This is a genomic window from Vibrio hyugaensis (assembly GCF_002906655.1).
Classification (GTDB): Bacteria; Pseudomonadota; Gammaproteobacteria; order Enterobacterales; family Vibrionaceae; genus Vibrio; species Vibrio hyugaensis.
In genome coordinates this window covers 2,714,377-2,739,141 of record NZ_CP025794.1, presented here as the reverse complement: position 1 = coordinate 2,739,141, position 24,765 = coordinate 2,714,377, and the positions used below count along the sequence as shown (strand labels likewise).

The following is a 24,765-nucleotide window of genomic DNA, read 5'->3' as shown; positions in this document are numbered from 1 at the left end:
CACCACGTAACAACAGAAGGAGATAAGGAACGGTTCCTTCGCTAGTGTTTTTTTGAGGTAATCCTCACGCTATTTGAGATATGACCCTGTCAATTTGTCTATGGCAGCACAAATCTCTAAAGCGATACAACTCATCTGTACTTAATACCATTGCTGTCACAATAATTTTTACGCCAAAAACGTAAGATAACTGAGCTAGGTAAGAGATAAGGAAAAGTAAATATGAGACTGTTTAAGCGCTATACACCAGGTATGATTGCTAAACACATAAGTCGTCTTTTTAAAGGAAGAATTTATATTTACGGAGTCGGTAAATTTGAGTTTGATAATGGAAAATTAATGCTGCCAGAGAAAGCGGAAAGGCGCCACTTTCAAGCGGTTAAAGAAATTAACCAAGAGATTATGAAGCTCAGATGCGCATACGCTTAGCGACAACATCGATGTAAAAAGAAAGGCTGGATTAACCAGCCTTTTTTGTGTCTTCTATTCGTAAAGCAATAAGCTCGTTATTGACGCGCAAGTTCCGGCAAATTGCCTTTCAAACCTAATGCGCGTTTCATTATCTCGTCTTTTGCTCCTGGTAGTTGGCTAGCTAGGCTCAAACCAATTCCGCGTACCAATTTTTTAGCAGGATTCTCACCAGAGAACAGGTCACGGAAGCCTTGCATCGCCGCGATCATCTTCGCCGCTTCCGCTTTACGCCAACGCTCGTAACCGCGCAGGTTACGTTTAGTGCCAATGTCTTGCCCTTGTTTCCACAATGTTAGCACCTCTTGTGCCAAGCTAGCAGCATCTAGCAAGCCAAGGTTCACACCCTGCCCTGCCAGTGGATGAATGGTATGTGCTGCATCACCAACTAACGCCACGCGTTCAACCACAAAGTCACGCGCATAACGCATCTTAAGTGGGAACGCCGCACGTTCACCAACTACTTCACACAAACCTAAACGCACATCAAATTCGCTAGTTAATGCCTTATTGAACTCTTGCTCATTCATCGCCAGCAGTTGCTCGGCACGATTTGGTTCGGTAGACCAAACAATCGAACACATGTGCGGATCAGACATCGGAAGGAAAGCCAATGGACCTTCCGGTGTAAAGATCTGACGCGCAACGCTGTTGTGTGGATCAGCGGTTTTCACGTTCGCGACAAGTGCGCTATGACCGTAATCCCAATGCGTCAATGGAATATCCATTTGGTTGCGCAGCCAAGAGTTTGCACCATCGGCGCCAACCACTAACTTCGCAGTCATGGCTTGACCGTTGTCGAGCGTGAGCCAGCTTTCTTGCTCACCAACCGCTAACGTTGCACAACGTGCAGGCATAAACAGCGTCACGTTATCCAGCTTTTGAACTTGCTCTAGCAACGCCAATTGAATTACGCGATTTTCAACAATATGGCCAAGATCTGGCTGAGCCATGCTTTGCGCATCAAACGCGATGTTAGCAAAGCTGTCTTGCTCCCATACCTCCATTGCATAATACGGAGAAGCACGACGTTGCTCGATACCTTGCCAAGCTCCGAGTTTACGCAACATCGTTTCACTAGAGCGACTTAGCGCTGATACACGAACGTCCGGTAGTTCACTCAACGTATCGTCCGGCACAGAGCCTTCAATAACAGCAACACGTAGGTCACTGTCTTTAAAAGCGGCAGCCAACGCCAATCCAACCATACCACCGCCGATAATGGCGATATCTACACTTTGCATCATTGCTTTTGTTACCTAATTCGTTGCCGTTTATCGTTTCACTAGACCAAGCGTGTGGCGTAGCAGCGGCTGCTTAAAAGTAGAAAGGTTATCCATCGTTGCGAGAGCAAGGTTGCGCCCAATTCGCATCGCCGGTAAATCATTTGAGAAAATATGCACTAGAGAGCTGGTTAACCAAATCGTTTCGCTGCGATCGCCTTCACGGCGCTGGCTAAAACGCATTAACCCTTGGTAACGACCTGCATCTTCACTTTGCTTCACCACCTCTTCCGCTAACGATGCCACATCGCGAATACCAAGATTGAAACCTTGCCCTGCGATTGGATGCAGGGTTTGCGCTGCATTACCAACAATAGCAAAACGGTGCGAAATGTTTTGTTTACGATAACGTAATAGCAACGGATAACTCGCACGTTGCCCGACTTTTTGCATCTCACCTAAACGCCAACCAAAGTCGCTTTGGAGGCGCTCAAGGAACTCTTCATCGGACAAATTCACAACGGATTGCGCCTCTTCAGGACGCAAACACCAAACCAGAGACATGCGGTTGTCACTCATAGGCAGCAGTGCGACTGGGCCATTCTCGGTAAAGCGTTCAAAGGCACGACCTTGATGAGGTTCTTGCGTCACGATATTCGCAATCACTGCCACTTGGTCAAAATCATGCTCAGACAACTCTAAACCGATTTGCTGACAGCATTGCGATACTGCGCCATCGGCAGCAACGAGCAACTTAGCTTCCAGCTTCTCACCGCTCGTCAGCTCAATGTGTGCTTTGCCTTGCTCACGCTCGATGTTCACGACCGAATCCGGGCAAAACAGACTGATCGCCTCACTCTTATCTAAGAGCTCTTGATAGACGCGACCAACATCGGCGAGTTCCACTACGTAACCAAGTGCTTCAACACCAACTTCGTGCTTGGTAATCTCAGTCATCCCCGCATGAGAACGATCGGACACATGAATGTGCTCTATTGGAGTTGCAAAAGGCTCAACCGCCGCCCACAACTGCAAATGGCGTAAGGTGTTGACGGTCCCGTAGGATAAGGCAATGGAACGAGAGTCAAAACCAGGGTGCTCATTAGATTGCGCTTTAAACGGCTCAACAACGGCAACACGAAGTTGTCCTTTCGATAAGCGATCTATCGCTAAAGCAAGTGTGGCTCCCGCCATGGCTCCACCAGCAATTACAACGTCATATTGCCTCATGCTAACCTCTAGAAACTATTCAATTAATGGTACCGACGATCAGTGAATCGTCGGTTTACTATCGTTGCTTTCAGGACGAGCGCCAAACTCGGCATGAATAGTTAATACGCATGCTTTGACGTGTTCGATTACTTGCTCTAGCAATTGAGCTTGCTCACCTAGGTCGTCATCTTCATCAATGCCTAACTTAGCGATCTCTTCAAGATCTGCTAACGCCTCTTTCACATCGTCAGACGCTTTATTCATGGCGATACCAGCTAATCCCAAACCTGAGATAAAATGGTTAACGAAATCAGATAGGCCATCAGCCAATGCGAACAAGCCTTCTTCACCTGGCTCATCAGGCAACAACAGAGACAATTCCATCGAGGTGCCTGTCAACTCATTTACCGTCACTTTAAAAATGCTTTGTGCAAAAGCCAGTGCAGTAGTTGGCCACCCCATGCCATCATTGGTGTAATCAAACAAAATTGGTTGCCAGGTTTGATCGTTAATCGCCAATCCACCACTTAGCATGCCGACAAGTAACCCGTGTAACTCAGCAGGCGTCACTGCAATGCTTGCGGATTTAAGTTCAACAGCAATAGATTGATATTCTGGAAGGGTGATTTCACTCATAACTGGGCTCATTCTTGCGTAATAATGTATCGTTCTATCCTACCATCAAGCCTACTCGGCTGAAACGACTATCAAATTCAAATTTGGACAGCATTTACTCAATTTGTCCAATTCCTGTGTGATCACTTCACCATTTTTCTATCTAGGGTGGGAAATGCTTGAATCTTAATAGCGGTTTTCCTATAGTTTCCTCCTCGGTAGTTGTACAAAGCAATACCTTAGATAGCGCGAATATAGAGTTTATTCATCATGAGCAATCAAGCGGTCGACGTTGAAATCCTTGGAAAAATGACACGAGTGAATTGTCCACCGGGTCAAGAAGAGTCACTGATTACAGCGGCTAAAGATCTCGATCGTCGATTGAAAGAGATGACAGACCGTACTAAGGTAACCAATGAAATTCAGCTACTGACTTTTGCTGCATTAAATATTTGTCATGAATTGCATACCAAGTCATACGAATCAAACGGTCAGCAACAAGAAATTACGGAGCGAATGGAAAAGCTCACTGCGTCGCTAGAGAACGCACTTAAGAATGTAACGCAAGGACAGCAGTAGATACCAAATTTACCCTGGGGTGTTCGTCAGTTGGATTTAAGTCCCTGAGCCGATAAGCAATACCGAAGGGTTAGTACTTGATAGCTATTGAGCAAGCTTGGCATGCACCGAGAAGCCTACGGTTATCATTGCTGATCCGCCTTGAACCAGCTGGTTCAAGGGCCACAATCCTCAACGGCACCCTGGGGTATCCTCTCTATGTCAAACCTATCTCGACAAGAATTCCGTAAACTCATCCGTGAAAAACGTAACAGCCTGTGCAGTGATACTCAGTTTCAAGCAGGGCTCGATCTAATTAAACAGTTTTCACAGTTGCCAGAAATCCAAGTTTCAGATCACATCACCATTTATCTTTCCGCCGACGGAGAGCTCGATACAAAACCGTTAATTGAGTGGCTATGGCAACAAGGTAAGTCGATTTACCTACCAGTGATTCACCCATTCTCGCAAGGCCAATTGTTGTTTCTTCATTACGTAAACGATGACCAGTTGGTGTTTAATAAGTATGGAATCTTAGAACCCAAACTCGATATCACCTACCTAAAGCCCGTTCGAGATCTCGACCTGATCTGCACACCATTAGTTGGTTTTGACAGTACCGGCCATCGCTTAGGTATGGGCGGAGGCTACTATGACCGGACACTCTCACGCTGGTTTAGTACTGGCGAGGGCGCCAAGCCAATCGGCATTGCTCATGATTGTCAGCATGTCGAACGCCTTCCAACAGAGAGTTGGGACATCCCATTACCTAAGATCGTGACTCCAAGCCAGATCTGGCAATGGGAAAAGTAGAACTTACCCGCTATAATCACGCCGCAAACGTTAACGAACATCTATTCAGGAGATTGGCATGACTCAAGATGAAATGAAGAAAGCGGCTGGTTGGGCAGCACTTAAATATGTTGAGAAAGACAGCATTGTCGGTGTTGGTACTGGCTCTACCGTGAATCACTTCATCGATGCCCTAGGCAGTATCAAAGACGATATCAAAGGTGCAGTGTCTAGCTCTATTGCTTCTACTGAGCGCCTAAAAGAGCTTGGTATTGAAGTATTCGAGTGTAACGACGTAGTGAAGCTAGATGTCTACGTTGATGGTGCAGATGAAATCAATGCAACACGCGATATGATCAAAGGCGGCGGTGCTGCATTGACTCGTGAAAAAATCGTTGCAGCGATTTCAGACAAATTCGTATGTATCGTTGACGGCACAAAAGCAGTTGACGTACTGGGCCAATTCCCACTTCCTGTAGAAGTTATCCCAATGGCACGCTCTTACGTAGCTCGTGAATTGGTAAAACTAGGTGGTGACCCTGCATACCGTGAAGGCGTAACGACGGACAACGGCAACGTGATCCTAGACGTACACAACATGCAAATCACTAACCCAAAAGAGATGGAAGATAAGATCAACGGCATCGCGGGTGTTGTGACTGTGGGTCTATTCGCTCACCGTGGTGCAGATGTGGTTATCACTGGCACACCAGAAGGTGCAAAAATAGAAGAATAAGTCACTAGTTGACTTAAATTTTCTGTTATTTCATTACAGACGGCGCCCTAGGGCGCCGTTTTTTCTTCCTTTTTCTAAGAAAAGCATGCCTTATTCCGTAATTTTCTTACCCAAAGCAAAAATTTTTTGTTACTTTATTGAACAGAAGACGCACAGGGAAACGTTTGTCTTCCAACAAAACTGTTAATTATCCCCTTTTTAATGGTTTTGCTTTATGTGCGCCACATTAGCCCACCTTTCCATTTTAAGGACGAGAAAAATGGCCAAAGTTTCACTGGAAAAAGAAAAGATTAAGATCCTCTTGCTAGAGGGACTCCACCCTTCTTCAGTTGAAGTTCTTCAAGCAGCTGGCTACAGCAACATTGAATATCACAAAGGTTCCCTTTCTGAGGAAGAACTGATTGAAGCAGTAAAAGACGTACACTTCATCGGTATCCGCTCCCGAACGAACCTATCGAAAGACGTGATCAATGCGGCAAATAAGTTGGTTGCGATTGGCTGTTTTTGTATTGGTACCAACCAAGTAGACCTCAACGCTGCTTCAGTGCGTGGTATCCCTGTATTCAACGCACCTTTCTCAAACACGCGCAGCGTCGCAGAGTTGGTTCTAGGTCAAATCCTGTTGCTTCTTCGTGGCATTCCAGAAAAGAACGCACTGGCGCACCGTGGCATTTGGAAAAAGAGTGCAGACAGTTCTTACGAAGCTCGCGGGAAACGTCTGGGCATCATCGGTTACGGTCACATTGGTACGCAATTAGGTATCATTGCCGAAAACCTAGGCATGCGCGTTTACTACTACGACATTGAAAACAAACTGTCTCTAGGTAATGCGACACAAGTGCTCACCATGAGTGAGTTACTAAATAAATGTGACGTCGTTTCTTTGCACGTACCAGAGACGCCAGAAACCAAAAACATGATGGGTGAGGAAGAGTTCGCGCGCATGAAGCCAGGCGCTATCTTTATCAATGCGGCGCGCGGTACTGTTGTTGATATTCCGGCTCTATGCCACAGCCTAGAATCAGGCCATATTTCTGGAGCAGCTATCGACGTATTCCCTGTAGAGCCAAAAACCAACGCCGATGCGTTTGAGTCTCCACTACAGAAGTTCGACAACGTTATCCTAACGCCACACGTCGGTGGCTCAACACAAGAAGCACAAGAGAACATTGGTGTAGAAGTTGCGGGTAAGTTGGCGAAGTACTCAGACAATGGTTCAACACTATCGAGCGTGAACTTCCCAGAAGTATCACTGCCAGAGCATCGTGAATGTTCACGTCTACTCCACATCCACAAAAACCGTCCTGGTATCCTGACGCAAATCAACACCATTTTCGCAGAAGACGGCATCAACATCGCCGGCCAGTACCTACAAACCGCAGCTGAGATCGGCTACGTAGTGATTGACGTAGAAACCTCTCGCGCAGCAGAAGCATTAGTTAAATTAAAAGGCATCGAAGGCACCATTCGTGCCCGAATCCTTCACTGATCACTGACTTACAAATGCAAAAAAGGCAGGGACTTCCCTGCCTTTTCTCATTCTATGAATCGTAATGTTATCTGTACTATTTAAGCCTGTATACGACGTCCACTTGGTCACGAATCACCAACGTTGAATCTTGATAGCTATTTGAACTCTCTCTTGCATCCATCGCCATAGAGCGCATCAATACTGGGCGTGCGTGCATTTGGTTGTAGTTAATCTGCCACACATCACCTAACTTCTTATCAAAACCTGTCGCTAAAGAAGCCGCTTTGCTTTGCGCATCTTTGATCGCTGCCATGCGTGCTTTTTGTTGGTACTCAGATTGGTTGCTTACTTTAAGCTGAATGTTGTCAACTTGGTTGATGCCCGCCTTTAGCGCCATATCCAAGTACTCATTCAAGTTCGCCAAATCACTCACAGTCACATCAATGCTGCGTGAAGCTCGATAACCCACAAGTTCCGCTTTACCCGATTTAGGATAGTGGTACTGGGGAGCAAGGTACAGATTTGAGCTGGTAATATTGTCTTTCGACAAACCGGCATCAGCTAAGCTCTTAAGAAACTCATCAACCGTATTATCGACAGATTGCTTCGCCTGTTCTGCCGTCATGGTCGTATCAACAACCTTTACAGAAAAAGTCGCCATATCTGGCGTCGCGACAACTTCACCGTAGCCAGTGGTTGATAAATGAGCAAAATTCGGCACATCATTCGCAAACACAGAAATACTGGTAAGGCTTAGGGCTGAAGCAAGTAAACATGAAGACAGTTTCATTCGACAAATCCATCCGTATTGAAAGACTAAGATCACTCCAGTTGCCTGAGTTCAAGGCGAGATACTCGATGAAAGCCATGGCAGATAAGTTGCTGTCTTGCGTTAGCAAATAGATAAAACAGCAATGAACAGGAGTGTATATAGACTCATCATAGAAACTTCTGGCAATTATCCAAGCATCTTAAGCGACTTCTAACACAACTTTGACTGTGTAACTTCGTGGTAATTTCGACTCAAAACGCAAGCGAAGTGGGAACTTATTGCGGTAAGTGTTTTTGAGCATAACTCACAATTGCTTGCGAGATCTCTTGCAGCACTCCGGTTTCCAACTGCCAGTGATGCCAATAAATGCGATAAGACATCAAAAAGCCAGGTGTAATATCGATAAGCTCCCCTTTCTCCAGTTCATCGGTGATCTGTAGTCGAGGAATCAAACAATAAGCTACTCCAGCTAACGCCATTTTGAGGAAAGCTTCAGAACTACTAATGTTGTGATGGATGACACTATCCGGTCTGACGTTAAAGTGCTCAGTTAAAAACTTCTTATGCAGATCATCGTACTGATCGTAGGAAACCGCTGGTGCTTTAGCTAACGTTTGATTGTTCACGCCTTCGGTAAAATAGCGCTGATAGAACTCAGGGTTAGCGACACAAACATAATCGATGCGCCCTAGGTAATCCGCTCGACAACTCGGTATGGCTTGTGACTCTAAACTGATGGCCCCTGCGACCTCACCACTTCTGAGCTTTTCAATCGAACGTGATTCTCCGTAGATCGTCAATTTAAGTTCAACTTGGCGATGCTTCATCACATCTTGTAAGGCCGGTAGCAACCACGTTGCTAAGCTGTCGGCGTTAGTCGCGAGTGAGAGTTGAACGGGGCGAGTTGTGGTGTCGTTTTTTAGCTCAGGAAGGATTTCATGCTCAAGCAATCTGACACGGCGATAAAGCCCGAGTAGCTTCTTACCAATTGGTGTTGGCTTTGGCGGTTGCTCGCGTATAAGTACCGGTTGGGCAAGGTACTTCTCAAGCTGTTTGATACGTTGGGAAATGGCTGATTGCGAAACAAAAAGGTGCTCAGCAGCTCGGTCAAAACTGCCCTGATGAACTACCGCATCTAACGCTTCTATCCATTTATAATCCAATCCTCGCACGTGTTTTTCCTCCCTAATAAACGCCAACAACACCAAATAAGTAATACTAATAATATATTAAAATCATTAATTATACTTATTTAATGAAAAGCTTTATCTTCCCTTCCTCTGTTGTTCTATTACTAATGTTGAGGTGTGTTGTGAGCTTTTGGGTGTTATTACAAGGATTCGGTTTAGGTGCGACCATGATCATTCCAATCGGTGCGCAAAATGCGTATGTACTTAACCAAGGCATTAAGCGTCAACATCATCTAACGACTGCGACTATCTGTAGCATCCTAGATATGATTTTTATCTCGCTCGGTATTTTTGGTGGCGGCGCGATTCTCTCGCAAAATGAAATCCTACTTACCTCAGTCACTTTAGGTGGTATTGCCTTCTTAAGTGTTTACGGTTTACTGTCACTAAAAAGTGCATTCAAAGCAGCAAACGCCTCTGAATCGAATGGTGAAGTCGTCGCACGAGGCCGTCGTACCGTAATTCTTGGCGCGCTTGCCGTCACAGTGTTGAACCCGCACCTGTACTTAGATACCGTAGTGATCTTAGGTTCAATTGGTGGTCAGTTTGAAGGTAATGATCGCATCGCATTCGCTATGGGCACCATCATGGCTTCCTTTGTATGGTTCTACACGCTCTCATTAGGTGCGGCAAAATTGGGGCCAACGCTCTCAAAACCAAAAGTGAAAAAAGGCATCGATATTGCGGTTGCCACTATGATGTTTACTATCGCTTTTGTACTTGCGAATGAGTTAGTCACCAAATACTGGTAAAGATAAATAGGAAAGAAACACGACATGGAGTCACTGGAAAAAATCCATCAAATCAATCGAGAGCGATTCAACGCGCTCTCCATCCCCTTTCGAGAGTGGCAACATGAAGCCATTCTCGACTTCGAAACCGATGTCAAAGTTGCCGCACAACTCGGTTGGACAGGCACTCATACTAAGAGTCTTTTTCTCAAGCTAAAAGGACAAGGTTATGCTGTATACCTGACCGACAAAGACTCTCGTTTAGACTCCAAACAAATCAAAATGATGACTGGTAAAAGGCCTTCTATTTGCAGCGACGATGAAATGATTGAGCAGCTAGGTTGTGTACCCGGCGCAGTTTGTCCTATTGGCTTACCTAGGCATGTCACCATTATCGTCGATACGGCGCTCTACCAGCATGATGAGTTGCTTTATACACCAGGTTTACCCGAATTAACCTTTGGCTTTGCAGGTAGCGAACTTAAACGTCTGCTCCTTGTTGGCAGTAACACTCTGTTAGAACTTTAGAAAATCTGGATATAAAAAAAGCGAGGCCATTGCCTCGCTTTTTCATGTTCTCAATCGAAGGGATTAAGCTTCTACTTTGTTCAAATGAACATCCATTTGTGGGAATGGAATTTCGATGCCTGCTTCGTCCAACGCTTCTTTGATTGCTTGAGTTGAATCGAAGTAAACATCCCAGTAATCAGACGTTTTACACCATGGACGAACCACGAAGTTCACTGAAGAGTCTGCTAGTGCTAGGACACCGATTTGGATTGCAGGATCTTTCAGGATACGCTCATCTTTTTCTAGCACGTCACGGATAACTTGCTTAGTTTGCTTAAGATCAGCGCTGTAAGAAACACCGATAACTAGGTCTACACGACGCGTAGCGTGGCGAGAGTAGTTAGTGATTGCGCCGCCGATAACTGATGAGTTCGGCACAACAACCATTTTGTTGTCGGGTGTCTTTAGTATAGTTTGAAAGATTTGAATTGCTTCAACGCTACCAGCTACACCGCCGATTTCCACGTAGTCACCAGACTTAAATGGACGGAATGCAACAATCAGTACGCCAGCAGCGAAGTTAGATAGAGAGCCTTGAAGGGCAAGACCAACAGCAAGACCTGCCGCACCGATTACCGCTACTACAGACGCCGTTTCAACGCCAACACGCCCAAGTGCAGCAATAAGAACAATTACGAACAATAAATAACGAACAAGACCGTGAACAAATTCAACAACCGCTTTATCCATGTTCTTTTTATCAAGAACTTTCGCAACGCTGTTCGCTACTGCTTTTACAATAATGTTACCTATGAACAGAATAATCAGTGCAGAAATGATGTTCACACCGTACTGAATAAGAAGATCTGAGTTGCTGTTTAGCCATGTTTCAGCTTTGCTCAAACCATCCGTTAAAGAGGTATCGATACCCATCGATTCACCTGCCATAATTCGTATCCTCAAAATAAAGATATAAAAATCTAATTGCCGTTAACTTATGAACCTTGTTTTTTATAGGTTCTTATCTACAACAACATCCCTATTGTTTTACTGAACAGTGTCAGATTTTTGGCACAATATCTCAATTCTGAAATTTTTCAAAGTCAGAGTTTCGCAAAGACATGCAAAACAAAGATTTATAAGAAACTTCTGATATTGGCTTGTTACAGAGTACGCAATGGATTTACATTTCGCCACACTTTTTGCTTGGTTTTATACCACTTGGTGCGGAAATAAGCTGGGTTTCGAAATTTGCGCCAAAACTGAAGGGATATGAAGTGCGGTGATCATATAGCAGTTGATTGAGTTATCAATTGCTGAAAGAAAGAGAATGGTCGCAGTCTCATTGATTAGACATAAAAAAACCCGCTCTAAGAGCGGGTTTTTAGAAACTCAGGTAAGACGAATTATAGTACGTCTACTGCGTTTAGGTCAGCAAATGCTTTCTCTAGACGAGCTACCATTGAAGCTTGACCAGCACGTAGCCATACGCGTGGATCGTAGTACTTCTTGTTAGGAGCGTCTTCACCAGTTGGGTTACCGATTTGACCTTGTAGGTAATCACGGTTTTCCGCTTCGTATGCACGGATACCATCCCACGTAGCCCACTGTGTATCAGTATCGATGTTCATTTTGATAACACCGTAGCCGATAGACTCTTGGATTTCTGCTTCAGTAGAACCAGAACCACCGTGGAATACGAAGTTTAGAGCGTTTGGTGCAATACCAAACTTCTCTGCACAGTATGCTTGAGAGTCACGTAGGATAGTTGGAGTTAGAACAACGTTACCTGGCTTGTATACACCGTGTACGTTACCGAAAGATGCTGCGATAGTGAAACGTGGGCTAACAGCGCTTAGTTTCTCGTATGCGTATGCAACGTCTTCTGGAGAAGTGTAAAGCTCAGATGCGTCCATATCAGAGTTATCAACGCCGTCTTCTTCACCACCAGTACAACCAAGTTCGATCTCGATTGTCATGTTCATTTTAGCCATGCGCTCTAGGTACTTAGCACATGTTTCGATGTTCTCTTCTAGAGACTCTTCAGAAAGGTCTAGCATGTGAGAAGAGAATAGAGGCTTACCAGTTTGAGCGAAGAACTCTTCACCAGCGTCTAGTAGACCGTCGATCCATGGTAGAAGTTTCTTAGCAGCGTGGTCAGTGTGTAGGATTACTGGTACACCGTAAGCTTCAGCTACAGCGTGAACGTATTTAGCACCAGCTACAGCGCCAAGGATTTGTGCACCTTGACCTTCAAGTTTAACGCCTTTACCAGCGAAGAAAGCTGCGCCGCCGTTAGAGAACTGAACAACAACTGGAGCTTTAACTTTTGCAGCTGCTTCAAGTACTGCGTTTACAGAATCAGTACCAACAACGTTTACTGCTGGAAGTGCAAAGTTGTTCTCTTTTGCTACTTCAAATACTTTCTGAACGTCATCGCCAGAGATAACACCTGGTTTTACGAAGTCGAAGATCTTAGACATGGATGTAATCCTATTTATCTGTCGTTTTATAAACAAAACTTGTTAAATTGAAAATCTTGCAAACGTTTGCTCACAACTGAGGCTATTTTAACAGAGTTCCTCTCGCGTTGCAGCAAACAAGAAAGCGGGAGAGGACTCCCGCTTTACTGAATATTACTTAGCGCGTGCTTCTAGCATTTCAACTGCTGGAAGAACTTTACCTTCTACGAACTCAAGGAAAGCGCCGCCACCAGTAGAGATGTAAGATACGTCAGCTTTGATACCGAACTTGTCGATAGCCGCTAGCGTGTCACCACCACCAGCAACAGAGAAGCCTTCAGAAGATGCGATAGCTTCAGAGATACCTTTAGTACCTGCTTCAAAGTTCTTGAATTCGAATACGCCTACTGGACCGTTCCATAGAATAGTTTTAGCGTTCTTCAGAATTTCTGCTAGTTCAGCAGTTGAGTCTGGACCAAGGTCGAAGATCATATCGTCGTCTTGTACTTCAGAAACGTGCTTGATTTCAGCTTCTGCGTTCTCGTCAAATGCTTTTGCACATGCAACGTCAGTTGCTACTGGAATTGCACACTCATCCATTAGCTTCTTAGCTGTTTCTACTAGGTCTGCTTCGTATAGAGACTTACCAACGTTGTGGCCAGCAGCTGCGATGAATGTGTTAGCGATACCGCCACCAACAACAAGTTGGTCAGCGATTTTAGATAGAGACTCAAGAACCGTTAGCTTAGTAGAAACTTTTGAACCACCTACGATAGCAACCATTGGACGAGCAGGCTTGTCCATTGCTTTACCTAGTGCTTCTAGTTCGTTAGCTAGTAGAGGACCCGCACATGCTACGTCTGCGTGCATGCCTACACCGTGAGTAGATGCTTGTGCACGGTGAGCGGTACCGAATGCGTCCATTACGAAGATGTCACATAGAGCAGCGTATTGCTTAGACAGTTCTTCTTCGTTTTTCTTCTCGCCTTTGTTAAAGCGAACGTTTTCAAGAACAACTAGCTCACCAGCGTTTAGTTCTAGACCGTTTAGGTAATCTTTCGCTAGTTTAACTTCGCAATCTAGTGCGTCGTTTAGGTAGTTAACTACTGGTTGTAGAGAGAACTCTTCAGCGTATTCACCTTCAGTTGGGCGACCTAGGTGAGAAGTAACCATTACTTTAGCGCCTGCTTCTAGACAGTGCTTGATAGTTGGAAGAGATGCGATGATACGTGCATCAGAAGTTACTTTACCGTCTTTTACTGGCACGTTTAGGTCAGCACGGATAAATACACGTTTACCTGCAAGATCCAGGTCAGTCATCTTGATTACAGACATGATGTGTCCTCTCAAATATTAAATAATTAAAGTTTTTAAAAACTCGGCAATCCTGCCAAGCCCGTTAATTCTTCAAACTGGTTATTGATATGGAGATACGTCAGATTTATTTCAAGGCTTAAAATAAAAAATTTCTCCATCGCTTCCTCACCATTAAGGCTCCACTTGTGAAGAAGCTTGCATTGCTAAAGCGGTATCCAGCATCCGGTTAGCAAAGCCCCATTCGTTATCGCACCAAACAAGCATTTTTACGAGTTGCCCGTTGCTCACTCTAGTCTGAGTTCCATCCACAATGGCACTGTGGGGATCATGGTTAAAGTCGATGGAAACGAGCGGCGATTCAGTATAGTCAACAATGTTACGTAATGTACACTGAGATGCGTTAACAATGGTTTGATTTACGTCATTAACTTTCACATTTGTACTAATTGTGACACTTAAATCCATCGCAGTGACGTTAACTGTCGGAACTCGAACCGAAATGGCTTCGAATTTGTTGGAAAATTTCGGGAAGATTCTTTCAATTCCCTTATGCAACTTAGTATCGACAGGAATGATGGATTGACTGGCAGCACGAGTACGACGTAAATCATTATGATAAGCGTCAATCACCTGCTGATCGTTCATTGATGAGTGAATAGTAGTAATGGTGCCCGACTCAATGCCAAAGGCTTCATCTAAGACTTTAATAATTGGAACGATACAATTCGTCGTACACGAGCCATTAGAAACAATGCGATGCTCGCCTTTTAACGTTTCATGGTTCACGCCATAAATGATGGTGTTGTCGAGGTCATTTGCACCAGGGTGAGAAAACAGGATTTTCTCTGCACCTGCTTCAATATGAGCTAAGCCATCCGCTTGTGAGCCAAATACGCCAGTGCAGTCTAAGACAATATCGACCTCTAAATCGCGCCATGGCAACAGGTCAATTTCAGCGAGGTGAAGGATTCGAATGGGGTCATATTCACCACTGTCATGATGAACATAAAGATGTTCTTGATCGTGAGAGATTTTCTTTCCGAAGCGGCCATGACTGGTGTCATATTGCAGAAGATGGGCCATTGCTTCTGGTTGTGCAAGCTCATTGACAGCGACAACCTTAATTTGTTGGTGTTTACCGCTCTCATATACTGCTCGCAGTACATTACGACCGATACGTCCAAATCCATTGATCGCAACCTTTAGCATTTCTCCCTCGCCTCACCAAAAATTCGTGTCACAGATAGTACCTGATACGAAGGCAGAACGCATTAAGTAAGTGATCTCACTCGCGGTAAACTATCTTTTCACTTCACGATATATTCACATTGCCAATATATTCATTTCTGACCTCGCGTATTTCACTTGGCACTTTAACTCCTTGTTTTACCACCAAAAGGAAATGCGTATGTCAGGTTTTCCCGCTGCTCACTTTTGTAAGCGATGCAATAGAGAAACACCACACTCTGAAGTGCTGGTCCGTAAGCCAAGTAGTTTATGATACGGATAAATCGATTCTTGGAACGTTAAAGCTTTGGGCTCATACCTTGCTAAATGGCGGCCACTATTACGATATGGATCGCTATGTCACCTGTAAGGAATGTGGACACAAAAAGAAAGACAACTGGGGAAAAGAATTTGAATAGGCACAAAAAAACCGAGCATTAACGCTCGGTTTTTCATTTATAACGCGAAATTACGCTAGCAATTCTTGTGCTGTGTTCACTACGTTTTCTACAGTGAAACCAAACATTTCGAACAGCTGGTCAGCCGGCGCAGACTCACCGAAGGTTGTCATACCGATGATGCGGCCGTCGAAACCAACGTACTTGTACCAGAAGTCAGCAATGCCCGCTTCTACCGCGATACGTGCCGTTACGTCTGATGGTAGTACAGATTCACGGTAAGCAGCGTCTTGCTTGTCGAATGCATCTGTTGATGGCATTGAAACAACGCGTACTTTCTTACCTTCAGCCGTTAGTTGCTCAGCAGCTTTCACTACTAGCTCAACTTCAGAACCTGTCGCGATTAGGATTAGCTCAGGCTTACCATCGCTGTCTTTCAGGATGTAAGCACCTTTTGCGATGTTCGCAACTTGCGCAGCATCACGATCTTGTTGCGCTAGGTTTTGACGAGAGAAGATAAGTGCAGTTGGCGCATCTTTACGCTCAATCGCCAGTTTCCATGCTACTGCAGATTCAACTTGGTCACATGGACGCCATGTGCTCATGTTTGGAGTCAGACGTAGTGAAGCCATTTGCTCAACCGGTTGGTGAGTTGGGCCATCTTCGCCAAGGCCGATAGAGTCGTGCGTGTAAACTTGGATGTTCTGAACTTTCATCAGAGCAGCCATACGCATAGCGTTACGAGCGTATTCCATGAACATTAGGAATGTTGCGCCGTAAGGAACGAAACCACCGTGTAGCGCGATACCGTTCATGATCGCTGTCATACCGAACTCACGTACACCGTAATGGATGTAGTTACCAGAGAAGTCGTTCGCATCTAGAGACTTAGAACCTGACCACATGGTTAGGTTAGAAGGCGCTAGGTCAGCAGAGCCACCCATGAATTCAGGAAGCATTTGACCGAACGCTTCTAGTGCGTTTTGAGATGCTTTACGTGATGCAATGTTCGCTGGATTAGATTGAAGATCCGCAATAATTTGGCTCGCTTTTTCTTCCCACTCTGCAGGAAGTTCGCCGTTTAAACGACGTTTAAGCTCTGCCGCTTCTGCTGGGTAAGCCGCTGCGTATGCTTCAAACTTCGCATTCCAAGCCGCTTCTTTCTCAGAACCTGCTGGTTTTGCATCCCACTCAGCGTATACGTCTGCTGGGATTTCAAATGCAGGGTGTTCCCAACCTAGGAACTCACGTGCTGCTGCGATTTCGTCTGCACCTAGTGGCGCACCGTGACAGTCGTGTGAACCTGATTTGTTTGGAGAACCAAAACCGATGATGGTTTTAGTACAGATCAGCGTAGGACGAGGGTCTGCTTTTGCCGCTTCAATAGCAGCATTGATCGCTTCAGAATCGTGACCATCTACAGCAGGGATAACGTGCCAACCGTACGCTTCAAAACGCTTAGGTGTATCGTCAGAGAACCAACCTTCTACGTGACCGTCGATAGAAATACCGTTGTCATCCCAGAATGCGATCAGTTTACCTAGACCTAGTGTACCTGCAAGAGAACATGCTTCATGCGAGATACCTTCCATTAGACAGCCGTCGCCCATGAACACGTAAGTGAAGTGGTCAACAATGTCGTGACCTTCTTTATTGAACTGTGCCGCTAGCGCTTTCTCAGCCATTGCCATACCAACCGCGTTGGTGATGCCTTGACCTAGAGGACCAGTCGTTGTTTCGATACCTGGTGCGTAGCCGTACTCCGGGTGACCAGGAGTCTTAGAGTGAAGCTGACGGAAGTTTTTAAGATCGTCGATAGACAGCTCGTAACCGCTCAGGTGCAGTAGAGAGTAAATCAGCATAGAGCCGTGGCCGTTAGACAGCACGAAACGGTCGCGGTCTGCCCACTCTGGGTTAGCTGGGTTGTGGTTTAGGTGAGAACGCCAAAGAACTTCAGCGATATCAGCCATACCCATAGGTGCGCCTGGGTGGCCAGAGTTAGCTTGTTGAACACCATCCATGCTAAGAGCGCGGATTGCATTTGCCAGATGTTTACGAGAAGACATGTCTGCTCCTGAGTGCATTAAGCGAATTGATAAAGGAATGTGGGCGCTTTTATCTTACTAAGAAGGGATAAAAGCGCCGCAATATTCTCTCAGAGCCAAATTCCGACTGCAAACGTTTTACTCACCATTTTTGAGGTTTTAACTCAATCTTTTCGCTGATTGTCTGCATTTTTCTATAAATTCATCATCCTTCAAGCAAACGATTGGGTAATAAGTCAGATGAATTGGATTGGAAAAAGAACTTGTAATTCGAACACGGCAATTTAAAATAGACGTCTAGATGTAGAAACACCTACAAACTGTATTGTATTTTTCGTGGCAAGCTTGCGTTAGTTGGCCATGAGTAAACCTTAAGATTGGAGCTATCATGGCTAAGCACCTGTTCACTTCTGAGTCGGTATCAGAAGGTCATCCAGATAAAATCGCAGACCAAATCTCTGACGCAGTTCTTGATGCAATTCTTGAGCAAGACCCAAAAGCACGTGTTGCTTGTGAGACTTACGTTAAAACCGGCATGGTTATGGTTGGCGGTGAAGTAACAACGTCGGCATGGGTTGATATTGAAGAAATCACTCGTGAAACTGTTCGTGAAATTGGTTACGTTCACTCTGATATGGGCTTCGACGCGAACTCGTGTGCGGTTCTAAACACCATCGGTAAGCAGTCTCCAGACATCAACCAAGGTGTTGATAAAGCAGACCCTAAAGAGCAAGGCGCGGGCGACCAAGGCATCATGTTTGGTTACGCAACAAACGAAACTGAAATCCTAATGCCAGCTCCAATTACTTACTCTCACCTACTTGTTAAGAAGCAAGCTGAAGTTCGTAAGAGCGGTAAACTAGACTTCCTTCGTCCAGATGCAAAATCTCAAGTAACGTTCCAATACGACCAAGGTAAGATTGTTGGTATTGATGCGGTTGTTCTTTCGACTCAGCACTGTGATTCAGTAACAACACCAGACCTACGTGAAGCAGTGATGGAAGAGATCATCAAGCCAGTATTGCCTTCAGAGTGGATCACTAAAGACACGAACTTCTTCATCAACCCAACCGGTCGTTTCGTTATCGGTGGTCCAATGGGTGACTGTGGTCTAACTGGTCGTAAAATCATCGTAGATACCTACGGCGGTGCAGCTCGTCACGGTGGCGGTGCATTCTCTGGTAAAGATCCATCAAAAGTAGACCGCTCAGCAGCTTACGCGGCACGTTACGTAGCGAAAAACATCGTAGCAGCTGGCATGGCTGACCGTTGTGAAATCCAACTTTCATACGCTATCGGTGTTGCTGATCCAACGTCTATCATGGTTGAAACGTTCGGTACTGAGAAAGTATCACACGACATCATCATTGAAGCGGTTCGTCAAAACTTCGACCTACGTCCATACGGTCTACAAGAAATGCTTAACCTGCTTCAACCTATCTATAAGCAGACGGCAGCATACGGTCACTTCGGTCGCGAAGAGTTCCCATGGGAAGCAACTGATAAAGCAGCACTTCTACGCGATTTCGCTGGCATCAAGTAATCGAGCCACGCAAGAATCGATCAAGCCCTCGCCTTTGGCGGGGGCTTTTTGTTTCCCCCTCCCTTTTTCTTTTCTATCTCTTTCTTGAACAAAAATTCAGCATTTATTTGTAAATTGCCCTAACTCCGCCAATAGTTAACATAATGTTAAATGCACTTTCCGACGCATATAACGTATAGAGATAAGATGCGGACTCACGTGATGAAAAGAGTAATGAAAACGTCAGTCAGGCATCCTTTATGGCCTAGGTGCCATCGTGGGAATAAATCAAGGAGGAGTTATGCCTCGTACCGTGAATCCGTCTGACTTCCAAAATAAACGAAAGGAAGTCCCAGATAACGAATATGCCAGAACCATTCCGTGCAATACCGTGAATCTTTCGGCCCCATTCCATTGGCTCTCACTAGGTCTGCACGACTTCGTTCGTATGCCAGTCATTAGTGCCTTTTACGGCATCTGCTTTATGGCCGCCGCTATTGGTATCGTGCTTCTGGTTCAATGGCAAGGCACACACTTAGTGGTGATGCCGAGTCTGATTGTCTACATGCTAATCGGCCCATTCCTAGCACTAGGCTTATATGACGCCAGTTGGGAGAGAGAGCGTGGACACAAACCAAGCTTGTTCCATTCAATGAAAGCCATTGGACGAAATTCGACTTCTCAATGGGCATTCGCTGTAATGCTCGCGGTATGTATGATTTTCTGGATGCGAATTGCCGCTCTGCTTCATGCACTTTATCCGTCCGTTCAAGGCGCGCCACTGACTGACTTCTTGCCTTTCCTAGTGATTGGCTCTCTAGTTGGCTTGGTATTAGCGTGCATCGTGTTCAGTATTTCTGCTTTTTCTATTCCTTTAATGATGGAAAGGCGTGTAGACATGATGACCGCCGTCTTTACCAGCTTTAACGCTGTGAAGTCCAACATTCCTGCGATGATCGTATGGGCAGCCATCATTTGTGGCGGTATCTTAATTGGCTTTGCAACGTACGGCATAGGTATGCTCTTCACCATGCCAATCCTCGGTTATGGTACTTGGCATGCTTACCATGCGACGATTAAGAAAAAACACACGCCTTAGAAAACTGATGTTATGATCCTGCCCTCGCAAACGCGGGGGCTTTTTATTAAATATGATGAGGTAAGTGTGGATATAGAGCTGAGCTACAAAGCCAAACAAGTGATGGCAGGTTGCATCACGAAGGCGGAGCAAGCATTCAAACGTTCTTTTCCGGTGCCCGCAGTCACATTTAATGTTCGTGGTAAAGCGGCAGGCAAAGCTTATCTGCAATTGAATGAAGTTCGTCTAAATCCAAAGCTTTTTAAAGAAAACCCGCAAGCTTTTCTAAAAGAAGTGATACCACATGAAGTAGCGCATCTCATTACGTACCAAGTATACGGTCGTGTTCGCCCTCACGGTAAAGAATGGCAAGGTGTGATGGAAGCCATTTTTAACGTGCCAGCTAAAACAACTCACAGCTTCGATATCGCCTCTGTGCAAGGTAAGACCTTTGAGTACCGCTGCGCTTGCACCGCCTATCCGCTCTCAATTCGACGCCACAATAAAGTCATGCGTAAAGAGGCCGTCTATTCCTGCCAAAAGTGTCGAAAACCATTAAGCTTCACTGGCACTCAGCTCTCTTAACTCTCCTCGATAGAAATATTCAGATTCCTAAAACAGAGATTGTCGTTCTCAAACGGCTTCTTTTTGCCCATTATTGTTAACACACTCATCACTAAAGCTAATTTCTGCGTGTTAGAATGAATAAAGTCATACTTTATAAAGACTTTAATCATGAAATACCTGTTCTCTTTATTCCTGTTTGCGCTTTCTAGTGCCGTAATTGCTGCGCCACCGACCTCTTTCTCTGCGGCAAAACGTGAAGCGGTTAAAATATACAAAGATCACCCAACCAGTTTCTACTGTGGCTGTGATATCAACTGGCAAGGTAAGAAAGGTGTACCGGACCTTGCTTCTTGTGGCTACCAAGTGCGTAAACAAGAAAAACGTGCTTCTCGCATCGAGTGGGAACACGTGGTCCCAGCTTGGCAATTCGGCCACCAGCGTCAGTGCTGGCAAGATGGCGGACGCAAAAACTGCACAAGAAACGACAAAGTTTTCAAATCAATGGAAGCCGACCTTCATAACCTGACACCAGCTATTGGGGAAGTGAACGGCGATCGTTCTAATTACAATTTCAGTCAGTGGAATGGTATGGACGGTGTCAGCTATGGCCGCTGCGAAATGCAGGTTAACTTCAAGCAACGTAAAGTCATGCCACCAGACCGCGCTCGTGGCTCGATTGCTCGCACCTACCTATACATGAGCAAAGAGTACGGCTTCAAACTGTCTAAGCAACAAACTCAGTTAATGAGTGCGTGGAACAAAACCTACCCTGTCGACAAGTGGGAATGTGAGCGTGACGAGCGCATTTCAAAGGTTCAAGGCAACCATAACCCATTTGTACAAGAGGCTTGTCGAGCACTGTAATTCCCCTCAAAAATACAGCGGCAAACTTGTGCTAATTGAGGCGTAACTATTTACTGCAAATGGAAACGCCTCTTGCCCCTTGTTTTTTCGGTGGAAAGCATCCATGTTAGTGTCTAAACACTCGCGTATGCAGGAAATCGAAACACGATGCGTATCCCTCGAATTTATCATCCAGAAACCATTCAACAACTTGGCGCACTCGCTTTAAGTGAAGATGCAGCAGGCCACATTGGCCGAGTCCTTCGCATGAAAGAGGGACAAGAAGTCCTCCTTTTCGATGGCAGTGGCGCAGAATTTCCAGCCGTGATTAGTGAAGTCACGAAAAAGAATGTGATGGTTGAATTAACCGAGCGTGTAGAAAGCAACATTGAGTCACCTTTAGATCTGCATCTTGGTCAGGTTATTTCTCGCGGCGATAAGATGGAATTCACGATCCAAAAGTCTGTTGAGCTTGGTGTTAATACAATCACACCTCTTATCTCTGAACGTTGTGGCGTAAAGCTAGATCAAAAACGCTTCGAGAAGAAACTCGCTCAATGGCAAAAAATCGCAGTGAGCGCTTGTGAACAATGTGGTCGCAATGTCGTGCCTGAGATCCGTCCAATCATGAGTTTGGAAGAGTGGTGTCAAGAAGCGTACGACGGTTTAAAACTGAACCTTCACCCACGAGCGAAGTACTCAATCAATACCCTGCCAACGCCTGTCGAAAAAGTACGGCTATTGATTGGCCCTGAAGGCGGCCTATCTTCAGAAGAAATCGGCATGACACGCGAACATCAATTTGAAGAAACGTTACTCGGTCCTCGCGTACTGCGCACCGAGACCGCGGCTCTTACCGCAATTACAGCCTTACAAGTTCGTTTCGGCGATCTTGGTTAAAACGGAGAAAAACAATGATCAAACTCGGTATTGTTATGGACCCAATCTCGTCCATTAACATCAAGAAAGACTCTAGCTTTGCCATGATGCTTGAAGCGCAGCGCCGCGGTTACGAAATCCACTACATGGAAATGAATGATCTTCATCTAGACCAAGGTAAAGCAATTGCGGATACCAAAGTGGTTGAATTAAAAGAAGATCCAACTGGCTGGTACGAATTCAAATCAGAGCAAACGATCGAGCTTTCTGAGTTAGATGCGGTTCTGATGCGTAAAGATCCTCCATTCGACACTGAGTACATCTACGCGACTTACATCCTTGAACGTGCTGAAGAACAAGGTGCACTGATCGTTAACAAACCACAAAGCCTACGCGACTGTAACGAGAAACTGTTCACGGCTTGGTTCCCTGAACTCACACCAACTACTATCGTGACGCGAAAAGCAGAGAAGATTAAAGCTTTTCGTGAAGAGCATGGTGATGTGATCCTAAAACCACTTGATGGCATGGGTGGTGCATCTATCTTCCGCGTAAAAGAGAACGATCCAAACGTATCTGTGATCATCGAAACGCTGACTAACCACGGCCAAAACTACGCAATGGCGCAAACCTTCGTACCTGACATCAGCAATGGTGACAAGCGTATTCTTGTGGTTGATGGTGAACCAATGCCTTACTGCCTAGCTCGTATCCCTGCAAAAGGCGAAACGCGCGGCAACTTGGCTGCTGGTGGTACCGGTGAAGCTCGTCCACTGAGTGAAACTGACATAAAAATCGCACAAGCCGTCGCACCAACATTGAAAGAAAAAGGTCTTATCTTTGTTGGCCTTGACGTGATTGGCGACAAGCTAACGGAAATCAACGTCACCAGCCCAACGTGTATTCGTGAAATTGAAGCAGCATTTGATATTTCTATCACTGGTAAGCTCATGGATGCGATCGAACGTCGTATCAAAGGCGAATAACTCAAACTGTAGTACAGTTAATAGAGAGCGTTGAACATTAACTTAAGCAAACTCATGCACATATCAGTGCGTGACGTTTGCTTAAGTACCTACTGAAAGGTCGAAATGAGAATGAACCTCACAAACTATTTCTTAGTTGCTATGCCGGGAATGAAAGACCCCTACTTTCAGAATAGTGTTATCTATGTCTGTGAGCACAATGAAGAAGGTGCGATGGGGCTAATGATCAATGCTCCGGTTGATATTACAGTAGGTAGCATGCTCAAGCAGGTCGAAGTACAACCTGTTCACCCGCGCCTGTTTGAAGCAAGTTTGGACAGGCCTGTTTATAATGGCGGCCCTGTTTCTGAAGATCGTGGTTTTATTTTGCATAAACCAAAAGATTACTACGAATCGAGCATTCAAATGACTGACGAGCTGGCTGTCACCACTTCCAAAGACATCCTGTCGGTACTCGGCACAGAGGCAGAACCAAGTGACTATCTTGTTGCGTTAGGTTATTCAGGTTGGAGTGCCGGTCAGTTAGAAACCGAACTGGCTGAAAACTCATGGCTGACGATTGAAGCCACACCAGAGATCATCTTCGATACTCCGATTATCGATCGTTGGAAAAAAGCCGTCGAAAAGCTAGGTATCGATCCGAGCCAGTTGTCTTCTGACGCCGGACATGCATAACCCACTTGCGTAATACGTTAAGTTTTCCACCCAATTGAGATTCGAGACACATTATGTCACGCACTGTTATGGCCTTTGATTTTGGCACCAAGAGTATTGGTAGCGCGATTGGCCAAGAAATTACTGGCACCGCTTCACCATTAAAAGCGTTTAAAGCCAATGATGGCATTCCAAACTGGGATGATATCGAAAAACAAATCAAAGAATGGCAACCAGACTTATTGGTTGTTGGCTTACCGACTGACCTGCACGGGAAAGATCTAGAAACCATTACGCCACGAGCGAAAAAGTTCGCCAACCGCCTTCAAGGCCGATATGGCTTACCTGTTGAGTTGCATGACGAACGTCTGTCGACAGCAGAGGCTCGTGCTGATTTATTCAGTATGGGTGGCTACAAAGCGTTATCGAAGGGTAACATCGACTGTCAGTCAGCGGTGGTGATTCTTGAAAGTTGGTTTGAAAACCTTTGGGGTGAGTAGACATTCAAG

25 protein-coding genes, 1 other RNA gene and 1 pseudogene are annotated in these 24,765 nt (G+C 45.3%); 17 read left to right on the top strand and 10 right to left on the bottom strand.

The window, feature by feature from the left end:
• Nucleotides 1-222: 222 nt before the first annotated feature.
• Nucleotides 223-429, top strand: coding sequence for a DUF1107 domain-containing protein (locus C1S74_RS13585; RefSeq protein ID WP_038881174.1), 207 nt, complete (start codon nucleotides 223-225; stop codon nucleotides 427-429).
• Nucleotides 430-506: 77 nt separating this feature from the next.
• Here the strand turns inward: C1S74_RS13585 and C1S74_RS13580 are convergent, their stop codons facing one another.
• Genes C1S74_RS13580 through C1S74_RS13570 form a run of 3 tightly spaced genes read right to left on the bottom strand, consistent with a single transcriptional unit; the run spans nucleotide 507 to nucleotide 3,539 of the window.
• Complete coding sequence (locus C1S74_RS13580; RefSeq protein WP_045397736.1) at nucleotides 507-1,715, bottom strand: FAD-dependent 2-octaprenylphenol hydroxylase; 1,209 nt, start codon at nucleotides 1,713-1,715, stop codon at nucleotides 507-509.
• A 27-nt stretch (nucleotides 1,716-1,742) separates the two neighbouring features.
• Nucleotides 1,743-2,921: a 2-octaprenyl-6-methoxyphenyl hydroxylase gene (gene ubiH, locus C1S74_RS13575; protein WP_045397734.1), complete on the bottom strand. Its 1,179-nt coding sequence runs from the start codon at nucleotides 2,919-2,921 to the stop codon at nucleotides 1,743-1,745.
• A 39-nt stretch (nucleotides 2,922-2,960) separates the two neighbouring features.
• Nucleotides 2,961-3,539 carry a YecA/YgfB family protein gene (locus C1S74_RS13570; RefSeq protein WP_038870319.1) on the bottom strand — a complete coding sequence of 193 codons (579 nt, stop codon included), beginning with the start codon at nucleotides 3,537-3,539 and terminating at the stop codon, nucleotides 2,961-2,963.
• Between the two features lie 249 nt (nucleotides 3,540-3,788).
• On the opposite strand from C1S74_RS13570, the gene C1S74_RS13565 reads away from it, so the two are divergent.
• From C1S74_RS13565 to serA, 5 genes are all read left to right on the top strand, one after another.
• The gene (locus C1S74_RS13565) at nucleotides 3,789-4,097 is read left to right on the top strand and encodes a cell division protein ZapA (RefSeq protein WP_038870320.1); all 309 of its coding nucleotides are present in this window, start codon (nucleotides 3,789-3,791) and stop codon (nucleotides 4,095-4,097) included.
• Nucleotides 4,098-4,105: 8 nt separating this feature from the next.
• Nucleotides 4,106-4,290, top strand: a non-coding RNA gene (gene ssrS / locus C1S74_RS13560) — 6S RNA.
• Between the two features lie 5 nt (nucleotides 4,291-4,295).
• Complete coding sequence (locus tag C1S74_RS13555) at nucleotides 4,296-4,889, top strand: 5-formyltetrahydrofolate cyclo-ligase (protein WP_045397731.1); 594 nt, start codon at nucleotides 4,296-4,298, stop codon at nucleotides 4,887-4,889.
• Nucleotides 4,890-4,947: 58 nt separating this feature from the next.
• Nucleotides 4,948-5,604: a ribose-5-phosphate isomerase RpiA gene (gene rpiA / locus C1S74_RS13550; protein ID WP_038881162.1), complete on the top strand. Its 657-nt coding sequence runs from the start codon at nucleotides 4,948-4,950 to the stop codon at nucleotides 5,602-5,604.
• A gap of 259 nt (nucleotides 5,605-5,863) precedes the next feature.
• Nucleotides 5,864-7,093 carry a phosphoglycerate dehydrogenase gene (serA, locus tag C1S74_RS13545; protein WP_038870325.1) on the top strand — a complete coding sequence of 410 codons (1,230 nt, stop codon included), beginning with the start codon at nucleotides 5,864-5,866 and terminating at the stop codon, nucleotides 7,091-7,093.
• Nucleotides 7,094-7,169: 76 nt separating this feature from the next.
• On the opposite strand, the gene C1S74_RS13540 is transcribed toward serA, so the two are convergent.
• Nucleotides 7,170-7,865 carry an oxidative stress defense protein gene (locus C1S74_RS13540; RefSeq protein WP_045397728.1) on the bottom strand — a complete coding sequence of 232 codons (696 nt, stop codon included), beginning with the start codon at nucleotides 7,863-7,865 and terminating at the stop codon, nucleotides 7,170-7,172.
• Between the two features lie 257 nt (nucleotides 7,866-8,122).
• Nucleotides 8,123-9,019: a LysR family transcriptional regulator ArgP gene (locus C1S74_RS13535; RefSeq protein WP_038870328.1), complete on the bottom strand. Its 897-nt coding sequence runs from the start codon at nucleotides 9,017-9,019 to the stop codon at nucleotides 8,123-8,125.
• 140 nt (nucleotides 9,020-9,159) lie between these two features.
• On the opposite strand from C1S74_RS13535, the gene C1S74_RS13530 reads away from it, so the two are divergent.
• The gene (locus C1S74_RS13530) at nucleotides 9,160-9,789 is read left to right on the top strand and encodes a LysE/ArgO family amino acid transporter (RefSeq protein WP_039976408.1); all 630 of its coding nucleotides are present in this window, start codon (nucleotides 9,160-9,162) and stop codon (nucleotides 9,787-9,789) included.
• A 24-nt stretch (nucleotides 9,790-9,813) separates the two neighbouring features.
• Entirely contained in the window at nucleotides 9,814-10,296 is a 483-nt protein-coding gene (locus C1S74_RS13525; protein WP_045397724.1) for a YbaK/EbsC family protein, read from the top strand.
• 63 nt (nucleotides 10,297-10,359) lie between these two features.
• Here the strand turns inward: C1S74_RS13525 and mscS are convergent, their stop codons facing one another.
• From mscS to epd, 4 genes are all read right to left on the bottom strand, one after another.
• Nucleotides 10,360-11,226, bottom strand: coding sequence for a small-conductance mechanosensitive channel MscS (mscS, locus tag C1S74_RS13520; RefSeq protein ID WP_045397723.1), 867 nt, complete (start codon nucleotides 11,224-11,226; stop codon nucleotides 10,360-10,362).
• Nucleotides 11,227-11,684: 458 nt separating this feature from the next.
• Nucleotides 11,685-12,761 (bottom strand): class II fructose-bisphosphate aldolase, encoded by a 1,077-nt coding sequence (fbaA, locus tag C1S74_RS13515; RefSeq protein ID WP_005436482.1) that lies wholly within the window; start codon nucleotides 12,759-12,761, stop codon nucleotides 11,685-11,687.
• A 153-nt stretch (nucleotides 12,762-12,914) separates the two neighbouring features.
• On the bottom strand, nucleotides 12,915-14,075 hold the full coding sequence (locus C1S74_RS13510) for a phosphoglycerate kinase (RefSeq protein WP_045397721.1): 1,161 nt from the start codon (nucleotides 14,073-14,075) through the stop codon (nucleotides 12,915-12,917).
• Nucleotides 14,076-14,228: 153 nt separating this feature from the next.
• Nucleotides 14,229-15,266: an erythrose-4-phosphate dehydrogenase gene (gene epd / locus C1S74_RS13505; protein WP_045397719.1), complete on the bottom strand. Its 1,038-nt coding sequence runs from the start codon at nucleotides 15,264-15,266 to the stop codon at nucleotides 14,229-14,231.
• 199 nt (nucleotides 15,267-15,465) lie between these two features.
• Between epd and C1S74_RS13500 the strand changes: the two are divergent.
• Nucleotides 15,466-15,703 (top strand): annotated as a pseudogene (locus tag C1S74_RS13500) (hypothetical protein).
• Between the two features lie 50 nt (nucleotides 15,704-15,753).
• Here the strand turns inward: C1S74_RS13500 and tkt are convergent.
• A complete protein-coding gene (gene tkt, locus C1S74_RS13495; protein WP_045397716.1) occupies nucleotides 15,754-17,748 on the bottom strand; it encodes a transketolase in 1,995 nt (664 codons plus the stop codon).
• Nucleotides 17,749-18,115: 367 nt separating this feature from the next.
• On the opposite strand from tkt, the gene metK reads away from it, so the two are divergent.
• The 8 genes from metK (at nucleotide 18,116) to ruvX (ending at nucleotide 24,756) form a co-directional block, all read left to right on the top strand.
• Nucleotides 18,116-19,270 carry a methionine adenosyltransferase gene (metK, locus tag C1S74_RS13490; protein ID WP_045397715.1) on the top strand — a complete coding sequence of 385 codons (1,155 nt, stop codon included), beginning with the start codon at nucleotides 18,116-18,118 and terminating at the stop codon, nucleotides 19,268-19,270.
• Between the two features lie 280 nt (nucleotides 19,271-19,550).
• Entirely contained in the window at nucleotides 19,551-20,348 is a 798-nt protein-coding gene (locus C1S74_RS13485) for a DUF2189 domain-containing protein (protein WP_038868141.1), read from the top strand.
• Between the two features lie 66 nt (nucleotides 20,349-20,414).
• Nucleotides 20,415-20,912, top strand: a complete 498-nt coding sequence (locus C1S74_RS13480) for a SprT family zinc-dependent metalloprotease (RefSeq protein WP_045397713.1) — start codon at nucleotides 20,415-20,417, stop codon at nucleotides 20,910-20,912.
• Between the two features lie 150 nt (nucleotides 20,913-21,062).
• Nucleotides 21,063-21,758: a deoxyribonuclease I gene (endA, locus tag C1S74_RS13475; protein ID WP_038881140.1), complete on the top strand. Its 696-nt coding sequence runs from the start codon at nucleotides 21,063-21,065 to the stop codon at nucleotides 21,756-21,758.
• 147 nt (nucleotides 21,759-21,905) lie between these two features.
• Nucleotides 21,906-22,637, top strand: a complete 732-nt coding sequence (gene rsmE, locus C1S74_RS13470) for a 16S rRNA (uracil(1498)-N(3))-methyltransferase (RefSeq protein ID WP_038868134.1) — start codon at nucleotides 21,906-21,908, stop codon at nucleotides 22,635-22,637.
• A 14-nt stretch (nucleotides 22,638-22,651) separates the two neighbouring features.
• The gene (gshB, locus tag C1S74_RS13465) at nucleotides 22,652-23,602 is read left to right on the top strand and encodes a glutathione synthase (protein ID WP_045397711.1); all 951 of its coding nucleotides are present in this window, start codon (nucleotides 22,652-22,654) and stop codon (nucleotides 23,600-23,602) included.
• Nucleotides 23,603-23,713: 111 nt separating this feature from the next.
• The gene (locus tag C1S74_RS13460) at nucleotides 23,714-24,277 is read left to right on the top strand and encodes a YqgE/AlgH family protein (protein WP_038868129.1); all 564 of its coding nucleotides are present in this window, start codon (nucleotides 23,714-23,716) and stop codon (nucleotides 24,275-24,277) included.
• A 53-nt stretch (nucleotides 24,278-24,330) separates the two neighbouring features.
• Entirely contained in the window at nucleotides 24,331-24,756 is a 426-nt protein-coding gene (ruvX, locus tag C1S74_RS13455; RefSeq protein ID WP_038868128.1) for a Holliday junction resolvase RuvX, read from the top strand.
• Nucleotides 24,757-24,765: the final 9 nt, after the last annotated feature.

Bases quoted from the DNA above. Each gene is read 5' to 3' on its own strand.
- C1S74_RS13585 (WP_038881174.1), top strand. From the start codon at position 223: ATGAGACTGTTTAAGCGCTATACACCAGGTATGATTGCTAAACACATA.
- C1S74_RS13580 (WP_045397736.1), bottom strand. From the start codon at position 1,715: ATGATGCAAAGTGTAGATATCGCCATTATCGGCGGTGGTATGGTTGGA.
- ubiH (WP_045397734.1), bottom strand. From the start codon at position 2,921: ATGAGGCAATATGACGTTGTAATTGCTGGTGGAGCCATGGCGGGAGCC.
- C1S74_RS13570 (WP_038870319.1), bottom strand. From the start codon at position 3,539: ATGAGTGAAATCACCCTTCCAGAATATCAATCTATTGCTGTTGAACTT.
- C1S74_RS13565 (WP_038870320.1), top strand. From the start codon at position 3,789: ATGAGCAATCAAGCGGTCGACGTTGAAATCCTTGGAAAAATGACACGA.
- C1S74_RS13555 (WP_045397731.1), top strand. From the start codon at position 4,296: ATGTCAAACCTATCTCGACAAGAATTCCGTAAACTCATCCGTGAAAAA.
- rpiA (WP_038881162.1), top strand. From the start codon at position 4,948: ATGACTCAAGATGAAATGAAGAAAGCGGCTGGTTGGGCAGCACTTAAA.
- serA (WP_038870325.1), top strand. From the start codon at position 5,864: ATGGCCAAAGTTTCACTGGAAAAAGAAAAGATTAAGATCCTCTTGCTA.
- C1S74_RS13540 (WP_045397728.1), bottom strand. From the start codon at position 7,865: ATGAAACTGTCTTCATGTTTACTTGCTTCAGCCCTAAGCCTTACCAGT.
- C1S74_RS13525 (WP_045397724.1), top strand. From the start codon at position 9,814: ATGGAGTCACTGGAAAAAATCCATCAAATCAATCGAGAGCGATTCAAC.
- mscS (WP_045397723.1), bottom strand. From the start codon at position 11,226: ATGGCAGGTGAATCGATGGGTATCGATACCTCTTTAACGGATGGTTTG.
- fbaA (WP_005436482.1), bottom strand. From the start codon at position 12,761: ATGTCTAAGATCTTCGACTTCGTAAAACCAGGTGTTATCTCTGGCGAT.
- C1S74_RS13510 (WP_045397721.1), bottom strand. From the start codon at position 14,075: ATGTCTGTAATCAAGATGACTGACCTGGATCTTGCAGGTAAACGTGTA.
- epd (WP_045397719.1), bottom strand. From the start codon at position 15,266: ATGCTAAAGGTTGCGATCAATGGATTTGGACGTATCGGTCGTAATGTA.
- tkt (WP_045397716.1), bottom strand. From the start codon at position 17,748: ATGTCTTCTCGTAAACATCTGGCAAATGCAATCCGCGCTCTTAGCATG.
- metK (WP_045397715.1), top strand. From the start codon at position 18,116: ATGGCTAAGCACCTGTTCACTTCTGAGTCGGTATCAGAAGGTCATCCA.
- C1S74_RS13485 (WP_038868141.1), top strand. From the start codon at position 19,551: ATGCCTCGTACCGTGAATCCGTCTGACTTCCAAAATAAACGAAAGGAA.
- endA (WP_038881140.1), top strand. From the start codon at position 21,063: ATGAAATACCTGTTCTCTTTATTCCTGTTTGCGCTTTCTAGTGCCGTA.
- rsmE (WP_038868134.1), top strand. From the start codon at position 21,906: ATGCGTATCCCTCGAATTTATCATCCAGAAACCATTCAACAACTTGGC.
- gshB (WP_045397711.1), top strand. From the start codon at position 22,652: ATGATCAAACTCGGTATTGTTATGGACCCAATCTCGTCCATTAACATC.
- C1S74_RS13460 (WP_038868129.1), top strand. From the start codon at position 23,714: ATGAACCTCACAAACTATTTCTTAGTTGCTATGCCGGGAATGAAAGAC.
- ruvX (WP_038868128.1), top strand. From the start codon at position 24,331: ATGTCACGCACTGTTATGGCCTTTGATTTTGGCACCAAGAGTATTGGT.